This is a genomic window from Streptomyces sp. NPDC002788, assembly GCF_053592115.1.
On record NZ_JBSFVB010000016.1, the window covers coordinates 25,369 to 50,691 of the forward strand.

Consider the following 25,323-nt stretch of genomic DNA (forward strand, 5'->3'; position numbering starts at 1 on the left):
CAGCTGCGGGCAGTCGTGCCGCTTGGGGCGGCGCCCGTCCCGAAGGAGCGGTATCCCCTCCGCCGGGCTGCGGACCCACCCCGCCCCAGCCCGCACGCCGAGCACCGGGAAACCCGGCCAAGCAAAACCCCCCGTACCCTTGTCCCCGTGACCAGCCCCACCCCCGACGCCCTCCTGGGCCCCGCCGACGTCCGCGAACTCGCGACAGCCCTCGGCGTACGCCCCACCAAACAACGCGGCCAGAACTTCGTGATCGACGCGAACACCGTCCGCCGTATCGTCCGCACCGCACAGGTCCACCCCGACGACGTGGTCGTCGAGGTGGGCCCGGGCCTCGGGTCACTGACGCTCGCCCTGCTGGAGGTCGCCGACCACGTCACGGCCGTCGAGATCGACGACGTGCTCGCCGCCGCGCTGCCCGCGACCATCACGGCCCGCATGCCCGACCGCGCCGACCGGTTCGCCCTCGTCCACTCCGACGCGATGCACGTCACGGAGCTGCCCGGCCCCGCCCCGACCGCGCTGGTCGCCAACCTCCCGTACAACGTGGCCGTCCCGGTCCTGCTGCACATGCTCGAAGCATTCCCGAGCATCGAACGCACCCTGGTCATGGTCCAGTCGGAGGTCGCCGACCGCCTCGCCGCCCCGCCCGGCTCGAAGGTGTATGGCGTCCCGTCGGTCAAGGCCAACTGGTATGCCGAGGTCAAGCGGGCCGGCGCCATCGGACGGAACGTCTTCTGGCCGGCGCCCAACGTCGACAGCGGCCTGGTCTCCCTCGTCCGCCGGGCCGAGCCGCTGAAGACGACGGCCTCGAGGCGCGAGGTGTTCGCCGTCGTCGACGCCGCCTTCGCCCAGCGCCGCAAGACGCTGAGGGCCGCGCTCGCCGGCTGGGCCGGGTCCGCCGCCGCGGCCGAGGAGGCCCTCGTCGCCGCCGGGGTCTCACCGCAGGCGCGGGGCGAGTCGCTGACCGTGGAGGAGTTCGCGCGGATCGCTGAGCACAAGCAGAACCAGCACCAGGAGAAGGAGTCCGCGTGAGCGTGACGGTCCGGGTCCCCGCCAAGGTCAACGTCCAGCTGGCGGTCGGCCCCGCCCGCCCCGACGGCTTCCACCCCTTGGCGAACGTCTTCCTCGCGGTCGGCCTCTACGACGAGGTCACCGTCACCCCGGCCGACGAGCTCCGCCTCACCTGCGAGGGCCCGGACGCCGACCAGGTCCCCCTGGACCGTACGAACCTGGCCGCGCGGGCGGCCGAAGCGCTCGCCGAGCGGTACGGCCGGACGCCCGACGTCCACATCCACATCGCCAAGGACATCCCCGTCGCCGGCGGCATGGCGGGCGGCAGCGCGGACGGCGCCGGCGCGCTGGTCGCCTGCGACGCGCTGTGGGAGACCGGCGCCTCCCGGGAGGAACTGCTCGACATCTGTGCCGAGTTGGGCAGCGACGTGCCGTTCAGCCTGGTCGGCGGGGCGGCGCTGGGCATCGGGCGGGGCGAGCAGCTGACGCCCCTGGAGGTCGGCGGCACCTTCCACTGGGTGTTCGCGATGGCCGGCCGCGGCCTGTCCACCCCGGCCGTCTTCCGGGAGTTCGACCGGCTCGGCGAGGGCACGGACATCCCCGAGCCCGTCGCCTCCCAGGAACTCCTCGCCGCCCTGGCCAAGGGCGACCCGGACGCGCTCGCCGCCGCCGTCTCCAACGACCTCCAGCCCGCCGCCCTCTCCCTCTTCCCGGAACTCGCCGGCACCCTCGCCGCCGGCCGCGCCGCGGGCGCGCTCGCGGCACTCGTCTCCGGCTCGGGCCCGACGACGGCGTTCCTCGCCCGTGACCCCGCGTCGGCGGTGAAGGTGGCCGAAACTCTACGGTCGTCGGGCACGTGCCGGGCGGTGCGTACGGCGTCCGGATCGGTGCCCGGGGCCACGGTGGTCGGCCGGTGAGTCCCACCTGGCCTGCCATGAGGCACATGGACCACGCGCTGTAGGTGCCGGACGCCGGGACGGTGCCCCGTCAGGGCAATTGAAGCGGACGGCGCATCCCGGCGGAACTGGCTGCTGCCCGCCTCCTTCGCCGACGCCAACCGCAGGATCCAGTCTGGGAAGGTCGAGCCGCGGGCGTCGCCGAACGGGGTGTCACGGCGGCGGTCCTCGTCCCCGAGAACCTGCTGCGCGACGACATGCCGGTGGGCGAACAGGCGGTCCACGGGCGGGGCTTGCTCCGGCTGCGGCGCTGATCCCGCAGCGGCGGGCGGATGACGCCGGAGCGTGAGGCAGTACTCACAAGTAGGGCTTCTTTGCCCGACCTTCACACGAAAGTACTGCGATCGGAGTACGCCTGGGGCCGGTGGGGTGGTTAATGTTGCTTGACCTTTCAAGCGCCGGCGTCAGCCAGGCCGCCCCAGGCTGCCCTCGGCATGCGGCGGCGCCTCCCCCCTCAAGTGCACTTCTGGAAGGGGACACTTCCGTGTCCGAATCCCCCACTCCCGCCCAGCCGTCCCACCGTAGAAAGCGCTCCCTGTCCCGCCGCGGCATGATTGCCGCCGGCGGCGCGGTGGCCGCCGGAGCCGCGATCACGCCGATGGTGTTCGCGTCCACCGACTCCGGTGAGACCGGCAACTCCACGTCCGGCTCCGGTGATTCCGGTACGACGCCGGAGAAGTTCCCCGCCACCCGGACCAAGGCTGCCGCCGGCACCGGCGAGGCCACCACCGCCTTCGCCGCCTCCTACGTCGGGGTGCGCTGGTCCGGCGCGAACGAGGGCGCCGCCATCCGGCTCGCGGACGGCGACTGGCAGACCCTCGCGAGCGGCTGCGCGACCGTCGAGGGCGGCGGCACGGCCCTGGTCGCCGCCGCCAACGCCACCGCGTACGCCGTGAAGGCCCCGAGCGACATCGACGGCCTCCACTCGCTGGCGATCGACACCACCGACGGCCCCCACCGCACCTTCAAGGTGCCGAGCGAGCCCACACGCGTGCGTGGCGTCGGCTACCTGTCGCGCCCGGCCTGGGGTGCCGACGAGTCCAAGCGGTACAAGGACGGCAAGGTCAACTCGCCCGAGACGTACTACCCGCTCCAGATCATCACGGTCCACCACACCGAGACGCCGAACAACGATCCCGACCCGGCCGCGACGGTGCGCGCGATCTACGAGTACCACGCGATCACCAACGACTGGGGCGACATCGGCTACCACTTCCTCATCGACGAGGCGGGCACGGTCTACGAGGGCCGTTACTCCGGCGACGACGGCATCCCCGCCTTCAACCCGGACGGCGACCTCGTCACCGGCTTCCACTCCGTTGGCTACAACTCCGGTGCCCTCGGCATCGCCCTGATCGGCAGCCTCGACCAGCAGGCTCCCACGGACGCGGCCAAGGCGTCCCTGATCCGGCTGATCAAGGTGATCTCCCGGTTCAAGGGCCTGGACCCGCAGGCGAGGGTGACCTACACCAACCCCGTCACCGGCACGAAGAAGGACACGCACACGGTTGGCGGTCACCGCGACTACTTCGACACCAAGTGCCCCGGCCAGGTCATGTACGACCTCCTTGCCGAGGTCCGCGCGGCGGCCGCCCGCCGCTGACGCCGAACGGAAATGCGCCCCGGGGATGCCGTCCCGGGGCGCACGTCCGGGGTTTTCCTGCGTCCGGGCAAGGGGCCGGGGAGACGGGGGCGACGAGCTGCCGGTGTGCCCGACTACGCTGGGAGGCTGACCGTCCCCCTGGGCAGGAGAGAAATGGCCGTCAACCTGGTCAATGTCGAGAACGTCAGCAAGGTGTACGGCACCCGCGCCCTGCTCGACGGCGTCTCCCTCGGCGTCTCCGAAGGGGAACGCATCGGTGTCGTCGGCCGCAACGGCGACGGCAAGACCACGCTGATCCGCATGCTCGCCAGGCTGGAGGACGCCGACACCGGGCGCGTCACGCACTCCGGCGGTCTGCGCATCGGCGTGCTCACGCAGCACGACTCCCTCGACCCCGAGGCCACCGTCCGCCACGAGGTCATCGGTGACATGGCCGACCACGAGTGGGCGGGCGTCGCCAAGGTCAGGGACGTCCTGACCGGCCTGTTCGGCGGGCTCGACCTGCCGGGGTTCCCCAAGGGGCTCGACACCGTCATCGGTCCGCTGTCCGGCGGTGAGCGGCGGCGCATCGCGCTCGCCAAGCTGCTCATCGAGGAGCAGGACCTGCTCGTCCTCGACGAGCCCACCAACCACCTCGACGTCGAGGGCATCGCCTGGCTCGCCCGGCATCTCCAGAACCGCCGGTCGGCGCTGGTGTGCGTCACCCACGACCGCTGGTTCCTGGACCAGGTCTGCACGCGCATGTGGGACGTCCAGCGCGGAGATGTCTACGAGTACGAGGGCGGCTACTCCGACTACGTCTTCGCCCGGGCCGAGCGCGAGCGCATCGCCGCGACCGAGGAGGTCAAGCGGCAGAACCTCGTCCGCAAGGAGCTGGCCTGGCTGCGGCGCGGCGCACCCGCCCGTACGTCCAAGCCGCGCTTCCGCGTCGAGGCCGCCAACGAGCTCATCAAGGACGTACCGCCGCCCCGGGACAGCAGCGAACTGATGCGGTTCGCGTCCACGCGGCTCGGCAAGACCGTGTTCGACCTGGAGGACATCACCGTCCAGGCCGGTCCCAAGGTCCTCCTCAAGCACGTCACCTGGCAGCTCGGGCCGGGGGACCGGATCGGTCTCGTCGGCGTCAACGGCGCCGGGAAGACGTCCCTGCTGCGGGCGATGGCCGAGGCGGCCCGGACCGACGGCGAGGCCCAGCCCGTGGGCGGGCGCATCCGCGTCGGCAAGACCGTCAAGCTCGCCTACCTCTCCCAGGAGGTCGCCGAACTCGACCCGGCCACGCGCGTGCTGGAGGCCGTGCAGCAGGTGCGCGAGCGCGTCGACCTCGGCAAGGGACGCGAGATGACCGCGGGGCAGCTGTGCGAGACGTTCGGCTTCACCAAGGAGAAGCAGTGGACGCCGGTCGGGGACCTGTCCGGCGGTGAGCGCCGCAGGCTCCAGCTGCTGCGCCTGCTCATGGACGAGCCCAACGTCCTCTTCCTCGACGAGCCCACCAACGACCTCGACATCGAGACGCTGACGCAGCTGGAGGACGTCCTCGACGGCTGGCCCGGCTCGATGATCGTCATCTCCCACGACCGGTTCTTCATCGAGCGCACCACCGACCGCGTGTTCGCCCTGCTCGGCGACGGCGCCCTGCGGATGCTGCCGCGCGGCATCGACGAGTACCTGGAGCGGCGGCAGCGCATGGAGGAGGCCGCGGCCGCCTCGGTCCCCGCCGCCGCGCCCCAGCAGTCCGCGGTCCCGGAGAAGAGCGCCGCCGACCAGCGTGCCGCCAAGAAGGAGCTGCAGAAGATCGAGCGGCAGCTCGACAAGGTCTCCGAGAAGGAGAGCAAGCTGCACGCCCGGATCGCCGAGAACGCCACGGACTTCGCGAAGGTGGCCGAACTGGACGCAGGGCTGCGTGAGTTGGCCGGTCAGCGCGAGGAGCTGGAGATGCGCTGGCTGGAACTCGCCGAGGACGCGTGAAGGGTGCGTGAAGACGCGTAACGGCGGCATCACGGGCCGGTCCTCCGTTGGGAACAGGGGATACACGACCGGGTGTGCTGTCGGCACCGGGTGATAGAAAGAGCCGTCTTAGAACTTCATGAAGCGACTCTGAGCCCATCGCGTACCTCAGGGCGTGGCTAAAAATCAGTGATCGAACGGGGGAAGTTGCTGATGGCCCAGCCGCCCAGTCAGCCACCGCACGGTGGCTTCGGAGCACCGCAGGACCAGCCACCGCACGGTGGCTTCGGAGCACCGCAGGACCAGCCACCGCAGGGTGGTGGCTTCGGGGCACCGACCCCGCCGCCGCCCCAGGGGCCGCCCCAGGCACCGCCGCCTCCGCAGGGCCCGCCGCAGCCCGGCTACGGCTACCCGCGACAGCCCCCGCAGCAGCCCGGGCCGTACGGGCAGCCGGGGCCGTACGGGCAGCCGGGGCCGTACGCCTCAGGCCCCTACGCCCAGCCGCAGCAGCCCGGTCCGTACGGTCAGCCCGGTTACGGCTACCCGCCGCAGCCGCAGTACCCCGGTGCGCCCGGGGGCGGCTCGCGCAACCCCTTCAAGGGCAAGCCGGCCGTCATCATCGGCGCGGCCGTCGCCGCGCTGCTCGTCGTCGGCGGCACCGTGTGGGCCGTCACCAGCGGCGACGACGGCAAGGGCAAGAAGAAGCCGGTCGCCGGGCAGACCGACGACGCCAAGGCCGGCTCCTCCGCCCCGGTCGACCCCGGCGACGGCGACGGCGGTGAGGACCCGGAGAACCTCAACGAGGGCCGCCAGGCCGGCGAGGCCAAGGTCCTCTGGTACAAGGAGGCACCCGACGCGCCCGGTTCCGGCGCCGAGGCCCCCGGCATGTGGATCACCGGCAAGACCGCCGTGAAGGCCGCGTACAAGCAGCTCTCCGCCTTCAACGTCGGTGACGGCAAGCCGGCCTGGGACCCGATCACCTTCCCGCAGAAGATCTGCGCGACCACCCCGCAGCAGACCGCCGACGACAAGATCGTCGTGGCGTACATGAGCGGCAGCAGCGACCGCGCCAAGTGCAACCAGCTCCAGGAGATCGACCTCGACACCGGGGCGAAGGGCTGGACCAAGAAGGCCGCCGAGGGCGCCCTGTTCGACTCCATGCTCTCCGTCGAACTGTCCGTCACCGGCAAGACGCTGATGGTGGGCCGCTCCCAGTCCGGCACGGCGTACGACGTCACCAACGGCGACAAGCTCTTCGACAAGAAGCGCTACGGCGACTCCTGCTTCCCGGCCGCGTTCGCCGGCGGCGAGAAGCTCATCGCCGTCTCCTCCTGCGGCGCGGGCACCGACAAGGAACACGACGAGGTGCAGGAGCTCGACCCGAAGACCGGCAAGGTCCGCTGGACCCAGAAGTTCGACAAGGGCTGGCGGGTCGCGCGCACCTACTCGGTGAGCCCGCTGGTCGTCTACAGCACCAACAAGGACAAGAAGGCCTGGAACATCTCCACCTTCACCTCCGGTGGCAAGTTCCGCTCGCAGGTCGGCTTCGACGAGGACTTCGCTCCCCAGTGCGGTTGGGCCATCCTCGAGCGCGACCTCCAGGGCTGCCAGGGCGTCGTCGTCGACGGCGACACGCTCTACCTGCCGACCGAGGCGACCACCGGCGCCAACGAGATCGTCGCGGTCAACCTGGCGAACGGCAAGGAGAAGTGGCGGGTGAAGTCCCCGGCCGACGAGTCGATGCTGCCGATGAAGGTCGAGGGCGGCAAGCTCATCGCCTACGTGCAGCCGTCGTACGACGCGGGCGGCCAGATCGTCGCCATCCCGACCGGCGGCAGCAGCCACAAGCCGGCCAAGCTGCTGCAGAACCCGCAGGGCGCCGCGGACATCGAGGACGGCTTCTTCTCCAAGGACGTCGACTGGGTCGACGGGCGCTTCTACATCTCGGCGACCCGGCTGAGCGGAAACGACGACACGAAGGAGAAGTTGATGCTCGCCTACGGCAAGTGACACTTCCCCCTTCGTGGTCGCCCGCTCTGCTTTCGTCGTCCGTCCCCTTCCCCGAGGTGCTCACGTCATGACCCAGCCGCCGCCCCAGCCGCCCCAGCAGCCCCCGCAGGGGGGCGGCTTCGGGCCGCCGCAGGACCAGCCTCAGCCTCCGCAGGGCCCGCCGCCCGCCGACGGGCCGAACCTCGGCAAGGCACCGGAGCCCGGGTACGGCGACCCGCAGGCTCCGCAGACGCCCCCGCCGGCCGCTCCGCCGGCCCCGCCCCAGCCGATGTACGGCTATCCGCAGGGGGCCCCGCAGGCGCCCCAGCCTCCGCAGGCCCCGCCCGGTTACGGCCACCCCGGTCAGCAGCCGGGGCCGTACGGGCCACCGCCCACGGTGCCTTACGGGCAGCCGGGATACGGGCAGCCCGGATACGGGCAGCAGCCCGGCTACGGCTATCCGCAGCCGACCATGCCGCTCCAGCCGCAGGCCCAGATGCCGGGCGGCGGCGGCAAGTTCACCGCGCGGATGGTCATCATCGTCGCCGCGGTCGTGGCGATCGCCCTGATCATCGGCGGTGGCGTCTGGTACGCCTCCTCCGGCAAGGACGACGGCAAGACGAACGACACCGCCGGCTCCAGCGGCGGCACCGGCGGCACGGACGACGGCAACGGCGGCGCCGGCCCCGGCGGCAAGGAGAAGGCCCCGGCCGACCCCAGCGCCAAGGTCCTCTTCCAGGTCCCGGCGCCCGAGGTGGACAGCACGGTCGTCGTCTCCGGCTCGTGGCTCACCGACAAGGCGTACGTCAAGAGTGGCGTCGCCAAGATCGTCGGCTACGACCGCGACAAGGGCGGCGAGCTGTGGACGATCCCGTTGGACGGCCCGGTCTGCCAGGCCGGCCGCCATGTCACCGACGACAACAAGACGGCGATCCTCTACCAGCCCGCGATGCCGACCAAGGCCGAGCCCTCGCACGGGTGCAGCCAGATCGCCCTGATCGACCTCGACGCGGGCAAGGAGCTGTGGACCAGGACGGTCAAGGCCGATGGGGATCCGATCACCTTCGACAACGTCACGATCAGCGGGAAGACCGTCGCCGTCGGCAGCACCAGCGGGGGCGCCGCGTTCGACGTCTCCGGCAAGCTCCTGTGGAGCCCCAAGCCCTCCGACTCCTGCTACGACGCCGGGTACGGCGGCGGCGAGAAGCTGGTCGCGGTGCGCAAGTGCGGCTCGTACGAGCAGCGGCAGCTGCACATCCAGACCATCGACCCGAAGTCCGGGAAGGTGATCTCCGAGTACAAGCTGACCGAGGGCATCGAGTACGCGAGCGTCGTGTCGACCGACCCGCTCGTGGTGGCCGCCGACGTCGGCGACTCCGCGGGCGACGGCAGCGGCATCTCCGACTTGTTCTCCATCGACAACAGAACCGGCAAGCTGCGCACGCGCATCTCAGCGCCGGGCGAGCAGTTCGCGGCCCGCTGCGAGGGCATCACCCGCATCGAGTACTGCAACGGTCTGGCCGTCGGCAACGACCGGATCTACCTGCCGACCGAGGAGCACGACGGCAGCGGCAAGTACAGCAAGACCAACGAGGTCGTCGCCTTCGACCTCGCCACCGGCAGGCAGACCGGGCAGCGGGCCGACGCCGGCGACGGCTACACGCTCTCGCCGCTGCGCATGGACGGCGGCAACCTGATCGCCTACAAGCGGCCGCCGTACGACAAGGGCGGCCAGATCGTGAGCATCGACGGAGGCAGCTTCAAGCAGACCAAGCTGCTGGAGAACCCCGCTACGCGCCAGGTGCGGAACGTGGAGACCAGGATGTCACCGGTCTACTCCGAGTACCTGTTCGCCGACGGGCACCTGTTCATGTCCAGGGTGTTCGCGAGCAAGAGGTCCAGCGTCGGCACGGGTGACAAGGAGTACTTGGCGGTCGGCTTCGGCACGAGCTGATCGGTTGCCGACCGGTTCTTGATCGACTGGTGGCCGGTGCGGCCCCGTCCCTGTTCAGGGGCGGGGCCGTTCGCGTTCGGGTCAGTCAACCTCGAACGAGAGGAATGTCGGCGATCCGGGGCGATTCTCGCGGGTAGGGGAGCGCAACGTCGAACAAGCGTGTAGCTTCCGGGGGCATGAAGGCGGGGGAGCCGGGGGGCTTCCGTGGGGGGACTGGGTGACTGGGGGGTTGCTCGATGGGAGTGCGGCTCATGGTGGTCGACGACCACCGACTGCTGGCGGAGGCGCTGGCCTCGGCGTTGAAGCTGCGGGGGCACCGGGTGCTGGCCGCGGCGGCGCCGGCGGCGGGGGCGGCGGAGCTGGTGATCACGCGGGCGCCGGAGGTGTGCCTGCTGGGGACGGCGACGCCGGCCGAGCCGGGGATCTTCGACCCCGTGGTGCGGATCAAGCGGGAGCGGCCGCAGGTGGCGGTGCTGGTGCTCGGGCCGGTGCCCGATCCGCGGGGTATCGCGGCGGCGTTCGCGGCGGGGGCGTCGGGGTACGTCCGGCATGACGAGCGCATAGAGGGTGTCGAGCGGGCGATCATGAAGGCCAGGGCGGGGGAGGCGGCGGTGGCGCCGCAGCTGCTGCAAGGTGCGTTCAGCGAGTTGCTGAACCCGGCGGCGCAACCGGACGACGAGGGGCAGCGGTTGCTGTCGATGCTCACGCCGCGGGAGGTGGAGGTCCTGGTCCGCGTCGCGGACGGCGAGGACACCCGCCTGATCGCGGCGGGCATGGGCATCGCGCCCTCCACGGCCCGCACGCACGTCCAGCGGGTCCTGATGAAACTGGGCGTCGGCTCCCGCCTGGAGGCGGCGGCACTGGCGGCTCGGACGGGGTTGCTGGACCGGGCGGGGGCACTACCGCGGATCGTGACGCCGGACCCGGACCCGGAGACGGGGTCGGGGGCCTGACCAGCCGCACGCCGAACGGTGAGGCGTGGGGCGGGTTTTCTCGCGTCGATCTCTGCTCTGCGCGGCCCCCGACCGATGGGGGATCACCTAAGGTACGCGGCATGACGCTGCAGCTTGTTCAGGTGAACTTCAAGGCCCGGGACGATTCGACGCTCGGCCGGTTCTGGGCGGAGGCGCTCGGCTGGGGTGTTTCCAGCGAAGGGCCCGGTGTCACCAACCTGGAACCCGTGGGCTTCGACTGGCCGGACCCGTCCGCCGTCTGCGTCGATCTCGTCCGCGTCCCGGACCCGGAGACGGTGAAGTACCGCGTGCACATCGAGCTCGCCACCACCTCCGACGCCCACCAGGCGGAGTTGGTCGCACGTCTGAAGGAGCTCGGGGCGACGCCCGCCGATGTGGGCCGGGGTGACGCGCCGTGGACGGTGATGGCCGACCCGGAAGGCAACGTGTTCAGCGTCCTGGAGCCCCGGGAGCTCTACCGGGACACCGGGCCGATAGCCGCCGTGGTCGTCGACTGCGCCGACCCACGGGCCATGGTCCGGTTCTGGGGCGAGGCGATCGACTGGACCGTCCACGAGCTGACCGACGACCGCGCCCTGCTGCGCTCCGCCAAGGGCGTCGGGCCGTACCTGGAGTTCCGCCGTACGCCGGACGACGAGGTCGTATGGAACCGCGTCCATCTCGATGTGATGTCCGACCGTGTCGAGGATCAGGCGAAGGAGGTCGCCCGGCTCGAAGGTCTCGGCGCGACGCGGGTCGACGTGGGGCAGGGTGACGTCTCCTGGGTCGTCCTGGCCGACCCGGAGGGCAACGAGTTCTGCGTCCTCGGCCGGGGCTGACGCGGACTCCGTCCGCGCCCTCATGGTGGTACGGCAGTACCACCACGGACCCCGCCCTCCCCGGCCGCCGGCTCACCCGTCACAACCGCCCCTGCGGACGCCGGCGCCCGGTCGCGCAACCGGCCGCCCGCCGTCACTCCCTCGGTTCGTCTTCCGGCACGACATCCGGCGGTGGCGGAGCGGCCGGCCGCAGCTTCAGCCACGCAAGGAAGAACAGACCAAGGGCGAGCATCCCCAACCCGGTCCACAGGTTGATGTTGACGCCCTCCGCCTTGTCGATGTCGGCGTCGGACGCCGTGAACCCGGCGATCGTGACGATGACGCCGTAGACCACGAACAGCCCACCGATGATGCGGCGGATGTCGAACAGTCGCGCGGCCGTCGCCGACTTGCCCTGCAGCTCGGTGACTTCCCGCTGCACGTCCTTGTCGGAGTAGAACTCGGACATCTGTCAATCCTCCCTCGGTCAGAACGAGAACGGGATGTAGCAGGCCGCGGCCAGGACGACCGCGCCCCAGCCCAGCAGCGCCGGCTTGCGGTACCAGGCCTCGTCCCCGGGCGCGGGCGGCTCCGCCAGGCCGGGCGACGTCGTGCCGTAGACCAGCCCCTGCAACTCCTCCGCCGGCTTGGGCGCGGTGAACAGCGACACCGCCACCATCACGACGGCGCCCGCGACGAACCCGGCGATCGCCGAGACGAAGTTGGCCCCCTGGTCGGAGGGGATGTCGATGATGCCCTGCTTGTAGACGACGAAGTAGTTGACCATCGCGGCGGCGGTGCCCGTGATCAGCCCCCAGAAGCCGGACTTCATGGACGCCCGCTTCCAGAACATGCCGATGATGAAGACGACGAACATCGGCACGTTGAAGAAGGAGAACAACGTCTGGAGGTAGCTCATGATGTTGGAGAAGGACGACGCCAGGAACGCCGTGCCGATGGAGGCCAGGACGCCGATCGCGGTGATGAGGCGGCCGAAGCCCACGTAGTACGCGTCCTCGCGGCCCTTGACGACGTACCTCGCCCAGATGTCCGTCGTGAACACGGTGTTGAAGGACGACACGTTCGCCGCCATGCCCGCCATGAAAGCCGCGAGGAGGCCGGTCACGGCGATGCCCAGCACACCGTTGGGCAGGAGCTGCTCCATCAGGTAGGGGATCGCGTCGTTGTACTGGAGGTCGGAGCCGGAGGTGCCGAGCTTCGGCACCAGGACGGCGGCTACGAGACCCGGGATCATCACCAGGAACACGATGAAGATCTTCGGGAAGGCGGCGATCAGCGGGGTGCGCTGGGCCGCCGAGAGGTTCTTCGCGGACAGGGCCCGCTGCACCTCGGCGAAGTTCGTCGTCCAGTAGCCGAAGGAGAGGACGAATCCGAGGCCGAGGACGATGGTCAGCCAGTTCGCGCCCAGTGGGTTGTCGCTGCCGATGCCGGTGCCGCCCCAGGAGGTCATGAAGTCGGCGCCGCGGCTCTCGGTGAGGGAGTCGGACAGGCCGTCCCAGCCGCCGACCTTCTTCAGCCCGAGGGCGGTGATGGGGATGAGCGCGGCGAGGATGACGAAGAACTGCAAAACCTCGTTGTAGATCGCCGAGGACAGGCCGCCGAGCGTGATGTACGCCAGGACGAAGAAGCCGGCGACCACGATCGCCACCCACTGCGGCCAGCCCAGGAGCGCCTCGACGACGATGGCCAGGGCGTAGAGGTTGACGCCGGCGATGAGGATGGCGGCGCAGGCGAAGAGGACCGAACTGAGCAGGTGCGCCGCCTTGTCGAAGCGCAGCAGCAGGAACTCGGGGACCGAGCGGACCTTGGAGCCGTAGTAGAAGGGCATCATCACCAGGCCGAGGAAGACCATGGCCGGGATGGCGCCGATCCAGTACCAATGGGTGGTGTAGACGCCGTACTGGGCGCTGTTGGCGGCCATGCCCAGGATCTCGGTGGCGCCCAGGTTGGCCGCGATGAACGCGAGTCCGGTGACCCAGGCGGGCAGGGAACGGCCGGAGAGGAAGAAGTCGAGGCTGGTCTTCACCGACCGGCGGGCGGCGAAGCCGATGCCGAGGACGACGACGAAGTAGATGCCGAGGATCGTGTAGTCGAGCCAGTTCGTGGGGAGCCGCAGCTCGGCTGACAGGTACGTGGGGGGATGCATGAGCCCTCGCTTCATTGCCCGAACCGATACCTAGCGGAATCTCCTTCTCCGCGTTCAGTCATTGAACACGCCGTTTTGGGCTCTTTGTTTGATTGTGATGTTGACGGTTGTGGTGGGTGGTGTTTTTATATGTTGGGTTATGTTTGAAGGATGAGGAGTCCGGCGTGAAGAAGACCTCGACCCGACTGGCCGACGGTCGCGAGCTCATCTACTACGACCTGCGTGACGACACCGTGCGGGACGCGGCCGACCGCCGCCCGCTGGACCGCACCGTCACCACGTCCGAGATCCGCCGCGACCCCCTGCTCGGTGACTCCGTCGCCATCGCCTCGCACCGCCAGGGCCGCACCTACCATCCGCCGGCCGACGAATGCCCCCTGTGCCCCTCCGAGGGCGACCGGCTGAGCGAGATCCCGGACTCCTCGTACGACGTCGTCGTTTTCGAAAACCGCTTCCCCTCGCTCGCCGGCGACGCGGGCCGCTGCGAGGTCGTCTGCTTCACCTCCGACCACAACGCGTCCTTCGCCGCACTCACCGAGGAGCAGGCGGGCCTGGTGCTCGAGGCGTGGACGGACCGGACGTCGGAGCTGTCCCACCTCCCCTCCGTCGAGCAGGTGTTCTGCTTCGAGAACCGGGGCGCCGAGATCGGCGTGACCCTCCAGCACCCGCACGGGCAGATCTACGCCTACCCCTTCACCACCCCCCGCACCGCGACGATGCTCCGCTCCGTCGCGGCGCACAAGGAGATGACGGGCGGGGAGAACCTCTTCGACGCCGTCATGGAGCGCGAACTCACCGACGAGCGGGTCGTCCTGGAGGGTGACCACTGGGTGGCCTTCGTGCCGTACGCGGCACACTGGCCGTACGAGGTCCACCTGTACCCCAAGCGCCGCGTGCCCGACCTGCTCGGGCTCGACGAGGCCGCGCGCACAGAGTTCCCCAAGATTTATCTGGAACTGTTGAGGCGCTTCGACCGGATCTTCGGTGAGGGCGAGCCTCCGACCCCGTACATCGCGGCCTGGCACCAGGCCCCCTTCGGCGCGCTGGAGGAGTTCGACGGGGTCGTGCGCGAGGACTTCGCGCTGCACCTCGAGCTTTTCACCATCCGCCGCACTTCCGGCAAGCTGAAGTTCCTCGCGGGTTCCGAGTCCGGCATGAACGTGTTCATCAACGACGTGCCGCCGGAGCGCGCGGCCGAGCGACTGCGAGAGGTAGCGAGTTCATGAGCGGGAAGTACCTGGTGACGGGTGGCGCGGGATACGTCGGCAGCGTGGTCGCCCAGCACCTGCTGGAGGCCGGTCACGAGGTCGTCGTCCTCGACAACCTCTCCACGGGCTTCCGCGAGGGCGTACCGGCGGGTGCCTCCTTCGTCGAGGGCGACATCCGCGACGCCGCCAAATGGCTGGACTCCTCCTTCGACGGCGTCCTCCACTTCGCCGCGTCCTCGCAGGTCGGCGAGTCGGTCGTGAAGCCCGAGAAGTACTGGGACAACAACGTCGGCGGCACGATGGCCCTGCTGGAGGCGATGCGGGAGGCAGGCGTCCGCAAGCTCGTCTTCTCCTCCACGGCGGCGACGTACGGCGAACCGGAGCAGGTCCCGATCGTCGAGTCGGCCCCCACGAAGCCCACCAACCCCTACGGTGCCTCGAAGCTCGCGGTCGACCACATGATCACCGGTGAGGCGACGGCGCACGGCCTGGGCGCGGTCTCGCTGCGCTACTTCAACGTGGCGGGCGCGTACGGCGAGTTCGGCGAGCGCCACGACCCCGAGTCCCACCTGATCCCGCTGGTGCTCCAGGTGGCGCAGGGCAGGCGCGAGGCGATCTCGGTCTTCGGCGACGACTACGCGACGCCGGACGGCACCTGCGTGCGCGACTACATCCACGTCGCGGACCTGGCCGAGGCCCACCTGCTGGCGCTGCGGGCCGCAGCGCCCGGTGAACACCTGATCTGCAACCTCGGCAACGGCAACGGCTTCTCCGTCCGCGAGGTCATCGAGACGGTCCGCCGGGTGACGGGCCACCCGATCCCCGAGGTCGTGGCCCCGCGCCGGGGCGGCGACCCGGCGGTCCTGGTGGCGTCGGCCGCCACGGCCCGCGAGAAGCTGGGCTGGAACCCGTCCCGCGCGGATCTCGCGGGAATCGTCGCCGACGCGTGGGACTTCGCGCAGCGGCGCGGCAACTAGTACGTACGGAAGAGTCAGGGGTCAGGGCATGAGCGAGGCTGTTGCCGAGACGGTCGCCGAACGGTTCACCGAGCTGTACGGAGCCGAGCCGCACGGGGTGTGGGCGGCGCCGGGCCGCGTCAACCTCATCGGCGAACACACGGACTACAACGACGGCTTCGTCATGCCGTTCGCCCTGCCGCACACGGCGGTGGCGGCGGTGTCACGCCGCGCGGACGGCGTCCTTCGCCTGCACTCGGCGGACGTGGAGGACTCAGTGACCGAACTGGACCTCGATGCGCTGTCCCCCGAGTCGGACAAGAACTGGACGGCGTACCCGGCGGGCGTGGTGTGGGCCATGCGCGAGGCCGGCCACGCGGTGACCGGCGCGGACATCCACCTGTCCTCCACGGTCCCGTCGGGTGCGGGCCTGTCGTCCTCGGCGGCCCTGGAGGTCGTGGTGGCGCTCGCCCTGAACGATCTCTTCTCCCTGGAACTCCGGGGCTGGCAACTGGCCCGCCTCTGCCAGCGGGCCGAGAACGTCTACGTGGGTGCCCCGGTCGGCATCATGGACCAGACGGCGTCGGCGTGCTGCGAGGAAGGCCACGCGCTGTTCCTGGACACCCGCGACCTCGCGCAGCGCCAGATCCCCTTCGACCTGGCGGCCGAGGGCATGCGCCTGCTGGTCGTCGACACGCAGGTCAAGCACTCCCACAGCGAGGGCGAGTACGGCAAGCGCCGCGCGGGGTGCGAGAAGGGCGCGGCCCTGCTGGGCGTCGACGCCCTGCGGGACGTGCCGTACGCGGACCTGGAGGCGGCCCTGGCCCGCCTCGGCGACGAGGAGGAGGTCCGCCGCCTGGTCCGCCACATCGTCACGGAGAACGAGCGGGTCGAACGGGTGGTCTCCCTTCTCGAATCAGGCGAGACCCGCTCGATCGGCCCCGTCCTCATCCAGGGCCACGCCTCCCTCCGCGACGACTTCCGCATCTCCTGCCCGGAACTGGACCTGGTCGTCGACACGGCCCTGTCCGCCGGCGCGCTCGGTGCCCGCATGACGGGCGGCGGCTTCGGCGGCTCGGCGATCGTCCTGGCGGAGGAAGCGGACGTGGACGCCATCACGAAGGCAGTGACGACGGCGTTCGCCGCGGCGGGCTACTCGGCTCCCCGTGTCTTCGAGGCGGTGCCGTCGGCGGGAGCCCGCCGGATGCGCTGACGCGGCGGTCCTACCACAGCCTCTTCGTCAGCGAGTACTCCGTGATCCCCGGGGGATAGTCCGGCACCGCGCACACCACCTCGTACCCCTGCTTCTCGTAGAAGCGAGGCGCCTGGAAGTCCCAGGTCTCCAGGCGGGACGAGCGGCAGGCGCGTTCCCGGGAAGCGATGCGTTCCGCCTCCGAGAGGAGGCGGGCGCCCAGGCCCCGGCCGCGGTGGCGTTCGTCGACCCACAGGTACGTCACGTGCAGCCAGGTCGCCCAGGTGTAGCCGACGAGGCCGCCCGCCAGGTCGCCGTCCGTGTCGTTCACAGCCCACACGTGCAAGGGCACGTCCCTTTCGTCCGGCGTTCCCCGCAGGGATCGCAGGATCGGAGAGGCGACCGTGTTCGTGTCCCGCAGGCGCGTGCGGAGCAGATCACGTCGGGCCTTGTCGACTTCTGTCTCAAGACGGAACATGCGGCACACCATAAACGCGCCGGACAGTCAGTTCTGCAAATAGCCTTCCGCTCCGGGCCACCGTCCGTACCCTGATGAACAGCACCGGTGGGGGCCGGTGCCGATCAGGGGGCGAGACAGCCGGGTACGACGCCCGGGGTGGGGGTAGCGGTTTCTGCATGGCGGCGGCCGTGCGGCTGCGGCAAGGACGGACGCGGCGGATCCGGACACCCCGGCGTCGTACCCGCGCGGGTGTCGTCGTCCGACGATGGGGAATCCCCTGCTCTCAGGAGCGTGGGGAAGGGGGTTACGTGGTTCGCATCCGAGTCCTGGTCGTCGACGACCATCGCATCTTCGCCGAGTCACTCGCCGCGGCCCTGGCCGCCGAGCCCGATGTCGACGTCTCCGCGGCCGGCAGCGGCCCCGCGGCGCTGCGCAGTCTGGAGCGGGCGGTCGCCGAGGGGCGGCGGTTCGACGTGCTGCTCGTCGACGCCGACCTGGGCGGCAAGGTGCCGGGCGCCCGCCCGGCCGTACCCGTGCGGGAGGGCGATGAGGACGGGCTCGTGGACGGCATATCCCTCGTCACGGGGGTGCGGTCCGCGCAGCCGAACGTACGGATCGTCGTGCTCGCCGAGAGGGACGACCCGCGGCGCGCCGCGCTCGCCCTGCAGGCCGGCGCCTCGGGGTGGGTCGCCAAGGACTGCTCGCTGTCCCGGCTTCTCACCGTCATCCGCGGCGTGCTGCGCGACGAGACCCATCTGCCGCCCGCCCTGCTGACGGGCGTGCTGCGCGAGCTCACCGCCGCCCGCAGGCACCGCACCGAGAGCGAGCGGCTCGTGGAGTCCCTCACTCCGCGTGAGCGGGAAGTGCTGCGGTGCATGGTGGCGGGACTGGGGCGCAAGGCCGTCGCCGAGCGCCTGTATCTGTCGCCGCACACGGTGCGGACGCACATGCAGAACGTGCTGGGCAAGCTGGGCGTGCACTCCACGCTCGCCGCCGTCGCCCTCGCCCGGCGGGCCGGAGTGGGGCCCGCCGACCTAGCCGGGGATGTTGTCGAACGGGGCGGTCAGCTGGCGTAGCAGCCCCGCCAGGTCACCGCGCTGGGCGCGGGAGAGCTCCGCGAGGATCGCGCGCTCCTGGTCCAGCAGCCCGGACAGGGCCTGGTCCGCGCGGTCCCTGCCCTCGTCCGTGAGCCGGACCAGGACGCCCCGGCGGTCGCTGGGGTCGGGGAGGCGTTCCACCAGGCCCTTCTTCGCCAAGCGGTCGATGCGGTTCGTCATCGTGCCCGACGTGACCAGGGTCTGGGTGAGGAGCTGTCCCGGGGAGAGCTGATACGGCGTGCCCGCGCGGCGCAGGGCCGTCAGTACGTCGAACTCCCACGGCTCCAGGTTGTGCTCCGAGAAGGCCAACCGCCGCGCCCGGTCCAGATGCCGGGCGAGTCTGCTCACGCGGCTGAGCACCTCGAGCGGTTCCACGTCGAGGTCCGGGCGCTCCCGGCGCCATGCTGCGACCAGCCGATCGACCTCGTCCTCCATGACGATCAGTGTAGTGGTTGTGTCGACGTAGAGTCTCTTGACATCCATTTTCTTGACGTCGAGATATATCGGGGATCACGCTGGGTGCACGCCCCCGTACGGTCAACACCAGGACACCAGGACACCAGGACACCAGGACACCAGGACACCAGGACACCAGGAACACCAGGACACCAGGACACCAGGAGGACCCATGCCCGCAGCCGACCCCGCCTGGGACCCCGCCCAGTACCTGCGCCACGCCGACCACCGCGCCCGCCCCTTCGCCGACCTCCTCGCCCGCGTCCCCGAACTGCCCGCCGACCCGCCCCGCATCGCCGACCTCGGCTGCGGCCCCGGCAACGTCACCACGCTGCTCGCCGACCGCTGGCCCACCGCCCGGATCACCGGCTACGACAACTCGACCGAGATGCTCGACAAGGCCCACGTGGAGCACGAGGGCCCCACCGCGGGCGGCGGACGCCTCGACTTCGCCCACGCGGACGTACGGACCTGGGCGCCCGACGAGCCGTACGACCTGATCGTCAGCAATGCCACGCTGCAATGGGTGCCCGGGCACGTCGAGCGGTTCGCCGACTGGGTGGCCGGACTGAAACCCGGCGGTACCTTCGCCTTCCAGGTGCCGGGGAACTTCGACGCCCCCAGCCACCGGCTGATGCGCGAACTCGCCGGCTCACCGCGCCGGCGCGACCGGCTCGACGGCACCCTGCGTCACGCCGACGCCGTCCTCACTCCCGAGGCCTACCACGAGCGGCTGACGTCCCTCGGCTGTACGGCCGACGTGTGGGAGACGACGTACATCCACCTGCTCCAAGGCGAGGACCCCGTGCTCGACTGGGTGAAGGGGACCGGGCTGCGGCCCGTGCTGACCGCCCTCGCCGACGACCCCGACGCGCGGGACGGCTTCGTCGCCGAGTACCGGGCGGCTCTGCGCCAGGCCTATCCGGCGGGCCCCCACGGCACGCCGTTCCCCTTCCGCCGGGTGTTCGCCGTGGCCCGGAAGGACGGCTGATGATCGCCGCTGCCCGGTCGGCCGACGACAGGCCTCAGGCCTTGCGGCGCCCTATCAGGTGCGGCTTGGCCTCCAGACCGTCCAGGCCGTGCCACGCCAGGTTCACCAGGTGCGCGGCCACCTCGGCCTTCTTCGGCCTGCGGACGTCCAGCCACCACTGGCCGGTCAGAGCGACCATGCCGACCAGGGCCTGGGCGTACAGCGGGGCCAGCTTCGGGTCGAAGCCGCGGCTCTTGAACTCACGGCCCAGGATGTCCTCGACCTGCGTGGCGATGTCCGAGATCAAGGACGCGAAGGAACCAGTCGACTGCGGGATGGGGGAGTCACGGACCAGGATGCGGAACCCGTCCGTGTACTCCTCGATGTAGTCCAGCAGGGCGAAGGCCGCCTGTTCGCACAGTTCGCGGGGGTGACCGGCCGTGAGGGAGCCGGTCACCATGTCCAGCAGGCGCCGCATCTCACGGTCCACGACGACCGCGTACAGGCCCTCCTTGCCGCCGAAGTGCTCGTACACCACCGGCTTGGAGACCCCGGCCTTCGCCGCGATCTCCTCCACCGACGTGCCCTCGAACCCCTTGGCGGCGAAGAGCGTGCGACCGATCTCCAGCAGCTGCTGACGCCGCTCGGCACCGGTCATCCGGGTGCGACGCGCTCGCCGCGGCTTGTCATTGCTGGGGGTGCTGCTCGAGTCGGTCGCCACAGCGACCATCATGCCGCCTCGACGGGCTCCTTCCCGCGTGGGGAGCCGCCTTCCCCGCTGTTACGGCGCGAATCGATACGCGAGCGTGACGGCCACCGCACGTCGTACGCCCAGCCGGCCATCTCGAACCAGCGGATCAGCCGGGCGGAGGAGTCCAGCTGCCCGCGCATCACACCGTGCCGCGCGGACGTGGGGTCGGCGTGGTGCAGGTTGTGCCACGATTCGCCGCAGGACAGGATCGCCAGCCACCACACGTTGCCCGACCGGTCACGCGACTTGAAGGGGCGCTTGCCGACCGCGTGGCAGATCGAGTTGATCGACCAGGTCACGTGGTGCAGCAGGGCCACCCGGACGAGCGACCCCCAGAAGAACGCCGTGAACGCGCCCCACCAGGACATCGTGACCAGGCCACCGATCACCGGCGGCAGCGCCAGGGACACCACCGTCCACAGGACGAACTGGCGGGAGATGGCGCAGAGCGTCTTGTCCTTGACCAGGTCCGGGGCGTACTTCTCCTGCGACGTCTGCTCCTCGTCGAACATCCATGCGATGTGTGCCCACCACAGGCCCTTCATCAGGGCCGGAAGCGTCTCCCCGAACCGCCACGGCGAGTGCGGGTCACCCTCCGCGTCGGAGAACTTGTGGTGCTTGCGGTGATCGGCCACCCAGCGCACCAGCGGACCCTCGACCGCCATCGAGCCCGCGATCGCCAGGGCGATCTTCAGGGGCCGCTTGGCCTTGAAGGATCCGTGCGTGAAGTGCCGGTGGAAACCGATCGTGATGCCGTGGCACCCCAGGAAGTAGAAGAAGACCAGCAGACCGAGGTCCAGCCAGCTCGCTCCCCAGCCCCACGCCAGCGGCACGGCCGCCAGCAACGCGAGGAACGGGACGGTGATGAAGAGCAGGAGGGCGATCTGCTCGATGGACCGCTTCTTCTCGCCGCCCAGAGTGGCGGAGGATGCTGCGGTGTCGGTGGCCTGACCGGGAGCCTTCGGGGCGTCCTGGATCACGTCGGAACTACTGGTCATACGCGTCCCCTGGGGGGTATGTGGATGGAGAAGGTGTGGCCGGGCCACGGGAACCGTCATGTGCTTCCTACGGTCCCGTAACCTACGGCGTCGTAAGTATGGCAGTGCGTCGCCCGGCGGCAAGAGCCCGCGAGCCTGCGCGTCACGGCCGACACCTATCCTGGTGTCGGTCGGACAGCGCGGTCCGCTCTGATTTCCTCCCGGATGTCCGATCCGTATGCGGCCCCCCGCCGCCGCGAGACGCCGTCCGGGTTCCCCTCCCAGACGAGCTTCAACACTGCAAGGAGCCGCACCTGTGAGCAGTGCCGACGATCAGACCACGACGACGAGCAGCGAGCTGCGTGCCGACATCCGCCGCTTGGGTGACCTCCTCGGCGAGACCCTCGTCCGGCAGGAGGGCCCCGAGCTGCTGGAACTCGTCGAGAAGGTCCGCCGCCTCACCCGGGAGGACGGCGAGGCCGCCGCCGAGCTGCTGCGCGGCACCGAACTCGACACCGCGGCCAAGCTGGTCCGCGCCTTCTCCACCTACTTCCACCTGGCCAACGTCACCGAGCAGGTCCACCGAGGCCGCGAGCTGCGCGCCCGGCGCGCCGCCGAGGGCGGACTCCTCGCCCGTACGGCCGACCGGCTCAAGGACGCCGACCCCGAGCACCTGCGCGAGACGGTCCGCAACCTCAACGTCCGCCCCGTCTTCACCGCCCACCCCACCGAGGCCGCGCGCCGGTCGGTCCTGAACAAGCTCCGGCGCATCGCCGCGCTCCTCGAGACCCCGGTCATCGAGTCCGACCGCCGCCGCCTCGACACCCGCCTGGCCGAGAACATCGACCTCGTCTGGCAGACCGACGAACTCCGCGTCGTCCGCCCCGAGCCCGCCGACGAGGCCCGCAACGCCATCTACTACCTCGACGAGCTCCACGCGGGCGCCGTGGGCGACGTCCTGGAGGACCTGACGGCGGAGCTGGAGCGAGCCGGCGTCAAGCTCCCCGACGAGACCCGCCCCCTCACCTTCGGCACCTGGATCGGCGGCGACCGCGACGGCAACCCCAACGTCACCCCCCAGGTCACCTGGGACGTCCTCATCCTCCAGCACGAGCACGGCATCAACGACGCGCTGGACACGATCGACGAACTCCGCGGCTTCCTGTCCAACTCCATCCGCTACGCCGGCGCCACCGAGGAACTGCTGACCTCCCTCCAGGCCGACCTGGAGAACCTCCCCGAGATCAGCCCCCGCTACAAGCGCCTCAACGCCGAGGAGCCCTACCGGCTCAAGGCCACCTGCATCCGGCAGAAGCTGGAGAACACCAAGCAGCGCCTCGCCGAGAGCACCACCCACGTGCCCGGCCGCGACTACCTCGGCACCGGCGAACTCCTCGCCGACCTGCGGATCATCCAGGACTCCCTGCGCGAGCACCGCGGCGGCCTCTTCGCCGACGGCCGCCTCGCCCGCACCATCCGCACCCTCGCCGCCTTCGGCCTCCAGCTCGCCACCATGGACGTCCGCGAACACGCCGACGCCCACCACCACGCCCTCGGCCAGCTCTTCGACCGGCTCGGCGAGGAATCCTGGCGCTACGCCGACATGCCCCGCGACTACCGCGCCAAGCTCCTCGCCAAGGAACTGCGCTCCCGCCGCCCCCTCGCGCCCACCCCGGCGCCCGTGGACGCGCCCGGCGAGAAGACCCTCGGCGTCTTCCAGACCGTCAAGCGCGCCCTGGAGGTCTTCGGACCCGAGGTCATCGAGTCCTACATCATCTCCATGTGCCAGGGCGCCGACGACGTCTTCGCCGCCGCCGTCCTCGCCCGCGAAGCCGGACTGATCGACCTCCACGCCGGCTGGGCCAAGATCGGCATCGTCCCCCTGCTGGAGACCACCGACGAGCTCAAGGCCGCCGACACCATCCTCGAGGACATGCTCTCCGACCCGTCCTACCGGCGCCTCGTCTCGCTCCGGGGCGACGTCCAGGAGGTCATGCTCGGCTACTCCGACTCCTCCAAGTTCGGCGGCATCACCACCAGCCAGTGGGAGATCCACCGCGCCCAGCGCCGCCTGCGCGACGTCGCCCACCGCTACGGCGTCCGCCTGCGCCTCTTCCACGGCCGCGGCGGCACCGTCGGCCGCGGCGGCGGCCCGACCCACGACGCCATCCTCGCCCAGCCCTGGGGCACCCTCGAGGGCGAGATCAAGGTGACCGAGCAGGGCGAGGTCATCTCCGACAAGTACCTCATCCCGGCCCTGGCCCGGGAGAACCTGGAACTCTCGGTGGCCGCCACCCTCCAGGCCTCCGCCCTGCACACCGCCCCCCGCCAGTCCGTCGAGGCACTCGCCCGCTGGGACGCCGCCATGGACGTCGTCTCCGACGCCGCCCACGCCGCCTACCGCAGGCTCGTCGAGGACCCCGACCTCCCGGCGTACTTCTTCGCCTCCACCCCCGTCGACCAGCTCGCCGACCTCCACCTCGGCTCCCGCCCGTCCCGCCGACCCGACTCCGGCGCCGGCCTCGACGGACTCAGGGCCATCCCGTGGGTGTTCGGCTGGACCCAGTCCCGGCAGATCGTCCCCGGCTGGTTCGGCGTCGGCTCCGGCCTCAAGGCACTGCGCGAGGCCGGCCTGGACACCGTGCTCGACGAGATGTACGGGCAGTGGCACTTCTTCCGCAACTTCATGTCCAACGTCGAGATGACCCTGGCCAAGACCGACCTGCGGATCGCCCAGCACTACGTCGACACCCTCGTCCCCGACGAGCTCAAGCACGTCTTCGACACCATCAAGGCCGAACACGAACTCACCGTCCGCGAAGTCCTGCGCGTCACCGGCGAAACCGAACTCCTCGACGCCGAGCCCGTCCTGAAGCAGACCTTCGCCATCCGCGACGCCTACCTCGACCCCATCTCCTACCTCCAGGTCGCCCTGCTCAAGCGGCAGCGCGACGCGGCCACCGCCGGCGAACAGCCCGACCCGCTGCTCGCCCGCGCCCTGCTCCTCACCGTCAACGGCGTGGCAGCCGGCCTGCGCAACACCGGCTGAACCGCTCCCGGACACAACCGTGCCCCCGAGCCCGCACAGGCTCGGGGGCACGGTGCGTTCCACGTCAGCCGCGGTGGAGCCTGCGGCGACGCAGCACCAGGAACCCACCGCCCGCGACCAGCACCGCCGCCACACCGGACAGCAGCCCCACCGGGGCTCCGTTGCCCGTCTCGGCGAGATCACCGCCGGCACCGCCCTGCGGCGACGGCGACGAGGAGGCGGGCACACCCCCGCCGGCCGGCGAACCCGGCGACCCCGACGTCCCCGGCTGCGCCGACGGCGCCTGCGACGCCCCGGACGAAGGCGACGGGGAAGCCGCCCCGGACGGCGTCGAACCGCCGGGCTCCTGCGCATCCTCGCAGTCCGTCCAGAACACCTTGTGCTTGGCGGCACCCTTCTCGCCGTCGAAGGTCCAGAACAGCTTGTAGTGCCCGTCCGGCAGCGACAGCTCCTCGGTACGGCCGTGGCCCGCCGCGTCCAGCGTCAGCGCGCCGGACTTCACCGTCTCCCCCTTGTTCTCGCTCGGGGGGATCGCGTCGATGTGCCAGTCGACCTCCTGGCCGCCGTCGAAACCGAAAGCGTCCAGGTAGAACGTGCACACGTGCGGCTCGTTGCGGCGCAGCTCCTCGCCGGTCGAAGCATCATGGATCTTGACCGTGCCGTTGTCACCGGGAGGGGCGGCCTGGGCGGCCGGAGCAAGCAGGAGGACCGCCGTAGCGGCGGCGCAGGCAGCGCCGGTGTGCATGAGGGTTCGCATCGAGAAGTAGTCCATCTTCGAGAAGTGACCGGGAAGATGTGGAGGGGGCGGC

The 25,323-nt window shown here is 70.6% G+C and carries 21 protein-coding genes; 14 read left to right on the forward strand and 7 right to left on the reverse strand.

The window, feature by feature from the left end:
* The first annotated feature begins 147 nt into the window (after positions 1 to 147).
* From rsmA to ACWD1U_RS27365, 8 genes are all read left to right on the forward strand, one after another.
* A complete protein-coding gene (gene rsmA / locus ACWD1U_RS27330) occupies positions 148 to 1,035 on the forward strand; it encodes a 16S rRNA (adenine(1518)-N(6)/adenine(1519)-N(6))-dimethyltransferase RsmA (protein WP_451111407.1) in 888 nt (295 codons plus the stop codon).
* On the forward strand, positions 1,032 to 1,931 hold the full coding sequence (locus ACWD1U_RS27335; protein ID WP_451111408.1) for a 4-(cytidine 5'-diphospho)-2-C-methyl-D-erythritol kinase: 900 nt from the start codon (positions 1,032 to 1,034) through the stop codon (positions 1,929 to 1,931). Before rsmA ends, ACWD1U_RS27335 begins: the two co-directional genes overlap by 4 nt.
* 523 nt (positions 1,932 to 2,454) lie before the next feature.
* Positions 2,455 to 3,573, forward strand: a complete 1,119-nt coding sequence (locus ACWD1U_RS27340) for a peptidoglycan recognition protein family protein (protein WP_451111410.1) — start codon at positions 2,455 to 2,457, stop codon at positions 3,571 to 3,573.
* Positions 3,574 to 3,726: 153 nt separating this feature from the next.
* The gene (locus tag ACWD1U_RS27345) at positions 3,727 to 5,538 is read left to right on the forward strand and encodes an ABC-F family ATP-binding cassette domain-containing protein (protein WP_451111412.1); all 1,812 of its coding nucleotides are present in this window, start codon (positions 3,727 to 3,729) and stop codon (positions 5,536 to 5,538) included.
* 192 nt (positions 5,539 to 5,730) lie between these two features.
* Positions 5,731 to 7,527 carry an outer membrane protein assembly factor BamB family protein gene (locus tag ACWD1U_RS27350; RefSeq protein WP_451111414.1) on the forward strand — a complete coding sequence of 599 codons (1,797 nt, stop codon included), beginning with the start codon at positions 5,731 to 5,733 and terminating at the stop codon, positions 7,525 to 7,527.
* A gap of 67 nt (positions 7,528 to 7,594) precedes the next feature.
* A complete protein-coding gene (locus tag ACWD1U_RS27355; protein ID WP_451111416.1) occupies positions 7,595 to 9,460 on the forward strand; it encodes an outer membrane protein assembly factor BamB family protein in 1,866 nt (621 codons plus the stop codon).
* A gap of 236 nt (positions 9,461 to 9,696) precedes the next feature.
* Positions 9,697 to 10,413, forward strand: coding sequence for a helix-turn-helix transcriptional regulator (locus tag ACWD1U_RS27360; RefSeq protein ID WP_451111418.1), 717 nt, complete (start codon positions 9,697 to 9,699; stop codon positions 10,411 to 10,413).
* A gap of 101 nt (positions 10,414 to 10,514) precedes the next feature.
* Positions 10,515 to 11,252, forward strand: a complete 738-nt coding sequence (locus ACWD1U_RS27365; protein ID WP_451111420.1) for a VOC family protein — start codon at positions 10,515 to 10,517, stop codon at positions 11,250 to 11,252.
* Positions 11,253 to 11,385: 133 nt separating this feature from the next.
* Here the strand turns inward: ACWD1U_RS27365 and ACWD1U_RS27370 are convergent, their stop codons facing one another.
* Positions 11,386 to 11,700: a hypothetical protein gene (locus ACWD1U_RS27370; protein WP_451111421.1), complete on the reverse strand. Its 315-nt coding sequence runs from the start codon at positions 11,698 to 11,700 to the stop codon at positions 11,386 to 11,388.
* 18 nt (positions 11,701 to 11,718) lie between these two features.
* Positions 11,719 to 13,398, reverse strand: coding sequence for a sodium:solute symporter family protein (locus ACWD1U_RS27375; RefSeq protein ID WP_451111423.1), 1,680 nt, complete (start codon positions 13,396 to 13,398; stop codon positions 11,719 to 11,721).
* Between the two features lie 164 nt (positions 13,399 to 13,562).
* On the opposite strand from ACWD1U_RS27375, the gene galT reads away from it, so the two are divergent.
* The 3 genes from galT to galK are packed head-to-tail and all read left to right on the forward strand — an operon-like array spanning position 13,563 to position 16,775.
* Positions 13,563 to 14,624, forward strand: a complete 1,062-nt coding sequence (gene galT / locus ACWD1U_RS27380; RefSeq protein ID WP_451111425.1) for a galactose-1-phosphate uridylyltransferase — start codon at positions 13,563 to 13,565, stop codon at positions 14,622 to 14,624.
* On the forward strand, positions 14,621 to 15,583 hold the full coding sequence (gene galE, locus ACWD1U_RS27385; RefSeq protein WP_451111427.1) for a UDP-glucose 4-epimerase GalE: 963 nt from the start codon (positions 14,621 to 14,623) through the stop codon (positions 15,581 to 15,583). Before galT ends, galE begins: the two co-directional genes overlap by 4 nt.
* A 28-nt stretch (positions 15,584 to 15,611) precedes the next feature.
* Positions 15,612 to 16,775, forward strand: a complete 1,164-nt coding sequence (gene galK, locus ACWD1U_RS27390) for a galactokinase (protein ID WP_451111429.1) — start codon at positions 15,612 to 15,614, stop codon at positions 16,773 to 16,775.
* Positions 16,776 to 16,785: 10 nt separating this feature from the next.
* Here the strand turns inward: galK and ACWD1U_RS27395 are convergent, their stop codons facing one another.
* The gene (locus ACWD1U_RS27395; protein WP_451111431.1) at positions 16,786 to 17,244 is read right to left on the reverse strand and encodes a GNAT family N-acetyltransferase; all 459 of its coding nucleotides are present in this window, start codon (positions 17,242 to 17,244) and stop codon (positions 16,786 to 16,788) included.
* A 278-nt stretch (positions 17,245 to 17,522) separates the two neighbouring features.
* Here ACWD1U_RS27395 and ACWD1U_RS27400 point away from each other — a divergent pair, with 278 nt between their 5' ends.
* Complete coding sequence (locus ACWD1U_RS27400; RefSeq protein WP_451111433.1) at positions 17,523 to 18,290, forward strand: LuxR C-terminal-related transcriptional regulator; 768 nt, start codon at positions 17,523 to 17,525, stop codon at positions 18,288 to 18,290.
* Here ACWD1U_RS27400 and tamR read toward each other — a convergent pair.
* Positions 18,249 to 18,746 carry a MarR family transcriptional regulator TamR gene (gene tamR, locus ACWD1U_RS27405; protein ID WP_451111435.1) on the reverse strand — a complete coding sequence of 166 codons (498 nt, stop codon included), beginning with the start codon at positions 18,744 to 18,746 and terminating at the stop codon, positions 18,249 to 18,251. The two genes, ACWD1U_RS27400 and tamR, sit on opposite strands and share 42 nt — an antisense overlap.
* A gap of 193 nt (positions 18,747 to 18,939) precedes the next feature.
* Between tamR and ACWD1U_RS27410 the strand changes: the two genes are divergently transcribed.
* On the forward strand, positions 18,940 to 19,758 hold the full coding sequence (locus ACWD1U_RS27410; protein WP_451111437.1) for a trans-aconitate 2-methyltransferase: 819 nt from the start codon (positions 18,940 to 18,942) through the stop codon (positions 19,756 to 19,758).
* Between the two features lie 34 nt (positions 19,759 to 19,792).
* On the opposite strand, the gene ACWD1U_RS27415 is transcribed toward ACWD1U_RS27410, so the two are convergent.
* Both ACWD1U_RS27415 and ACWD1U_RS27420 read right to left on the reverse strand, forming a co-directional pair.
* Positions 19,793 to 20,470 (reverse strand): TetR/AcrR family transcriptional regulator, encoded by a 678-nt coding sequence (locus tag ACWD1U_RS27415; RefSeq protein WP_351359334.1) that lies wholly within the window; start codon positions 20,468 to 20,470, stop codon positions 19,793 to 19,795.
* Positions 20,467 to 21,486: an acyl-CoA desaturase gene (locus ACWD1U_RS27420; protein WP_451111439.1), complete on the reverse strand. Its 1,020-nt coding sequence runs from the start codon at positions 21,484 to 21,486 to the stop codon at positions 20,467 to 20,469. The genes ACWD1U_RS27415 and ACWD1U_RS27420 overlap by 4 nt, the downstream gene beginning before the upstream one ends.
* 295 nt (positions 21,487 to 21,781) lie before the next feature.
* On the opposite strand from ACWD1U_RS27420, the gene ppc reads away from it, so the two are divergent.
* Positions 21,782 to 24,514, forward strand: a complete 2,733-nt coding sequence (ppc, locus tag ACWD1U_RS27425; RefSeq protein WP_451111441.1) for a phosphoenolpyruvate carboxylase — start codon at positions 21,782 to 21,784, stop codon at positions 24,512 to 24,514.
* Between the two features lie 64 nt (positions 24,515 to 24,578).
* On the opposite strand, the gene ACWD1U_RS27430 is transcribed toward ppc, so the two are convergent.
* On the reverse strand, positions 24,579 to 25,271 hold the full coding sequence (locus tag ACWD1U_RS27430; RefSeq protein WP_451111616.1) for an LPXTG cell wall anchor domain-containing protein: 693 nt from the start codon (positions 25,269 to 25,271) through the stop codon (positions 24,579 to 24,581).
* Between the last annotated feature and the right edge of the window lie 52 nt (positions 25,272 to 25,323).

Bases quoted from the DNA above. Each gene is read 5' to 3' on its own strand.
- ACWD1U_RS27415 (WP_351359334.1), bottom strand. From the start codon at position 20,470: ATGATGGTCGCTGTGGCGACCGACTCGAGCAGCACCCCCAGCAATGAC.
- ACWD1U_RS27430 (WP_451111616.1), bottom strand. From the start codon at position 25,271: ATGCGAACCCTCATGCACACCGGCGCTGCCTGCGCCGCCGCTACGGCG.
- ACWD1U_RS27420 (WP_451111439.1), bottom strand. From the start codon at position 21,486: ATGACCAGTAGTTCCGACGTGATCCAGGACGCCCCGAAGGCTCCCGGT.
- tamR (WP_451111435.1), bottom strand. From the start codon at position 18,746: ATGGAGGACGAGGTCGATCGGCTGGTCGCAGCATGGCGCCGGGAGCGC.
- galE (WP_451111427.1), top strand. From the start codon at position 14,621: ATGAGCGGGAAGTACCTGGTGACGGGTGGCGCGGGATACGTCGGCAGC.
- ACWD1U_RS27350 (WP_451111414.1), top strand. From the start codon at position 5,731: ATGGCCCAGCCGCCCAGTCAGCCACCGCACGGTGGCTTCGGAGCACCG.
- galK (WP_451111429.1), top strand. From the start codon at position 15,612: ATGAGCGAGGCTGTTGCCGAGACGGTCGCCGAACGGTTCACCGAGCTG.
- ACWD1U_RS27375 (WP_451111423.1), bottom strand. From the start codon at position 13,398: ATGCATCCCCCCACGTACCTGTCAGCCGAGCTGCGGCTCCCCACGAAC.
- ACWD1U_RS27360 (WP_451111418.1), top strand. From the start codon at position 9,697: ATGGGAGTGCGGCTCATGGTGGTCGACGACCACCGACTGCTGGCGGAG.
- ACWD1U_RS27365 (WP_451111420.1), top strand. From the start codon at position 10,515: ATGACGCTGCAGCTTGTTCAGGTGAACTTCAAGGCCCGGGACGATTCG.
- ACWD1U_RS27345 (WP_451111412.1), top strand. From the start codon at position 3,727: ATGGCCGTCAACCTGGTCAATGTCGAGAACGTCAGCAAGGTGTACGGC.
- ACWD1U_RS27355 (WP_451111416.1), top strand. From the start codon at position 7,595: ATGACCCAGCCGCCGCCCCAGCCGCCCCAGCAGCCCCCGCAGGGGGGC.
- ACWD1U_RS27410 (WP_451111437.1), top strand. From the start codon at position 18,940: ATGCCCGCAGCCGACCCCGCCTGGGACCCCGCCCAGTACCTGCGCCAC.
- ACWD1U_RS27395 (WP_451111431.1), bottom strand. From the start codon at position 17,244: ATGGTGTGCCGCATGTTCCGTCTTGAGACAGAAGTCGACAAGGCCCGA.
- ACWD1U_RS27370 (WP_451111421.1), bottom strand. From the start codon at position 11,700: ATGTCCGAGTTCTACTCCGACAAGGACGTGCAGCGGGAAGTCACCGAG.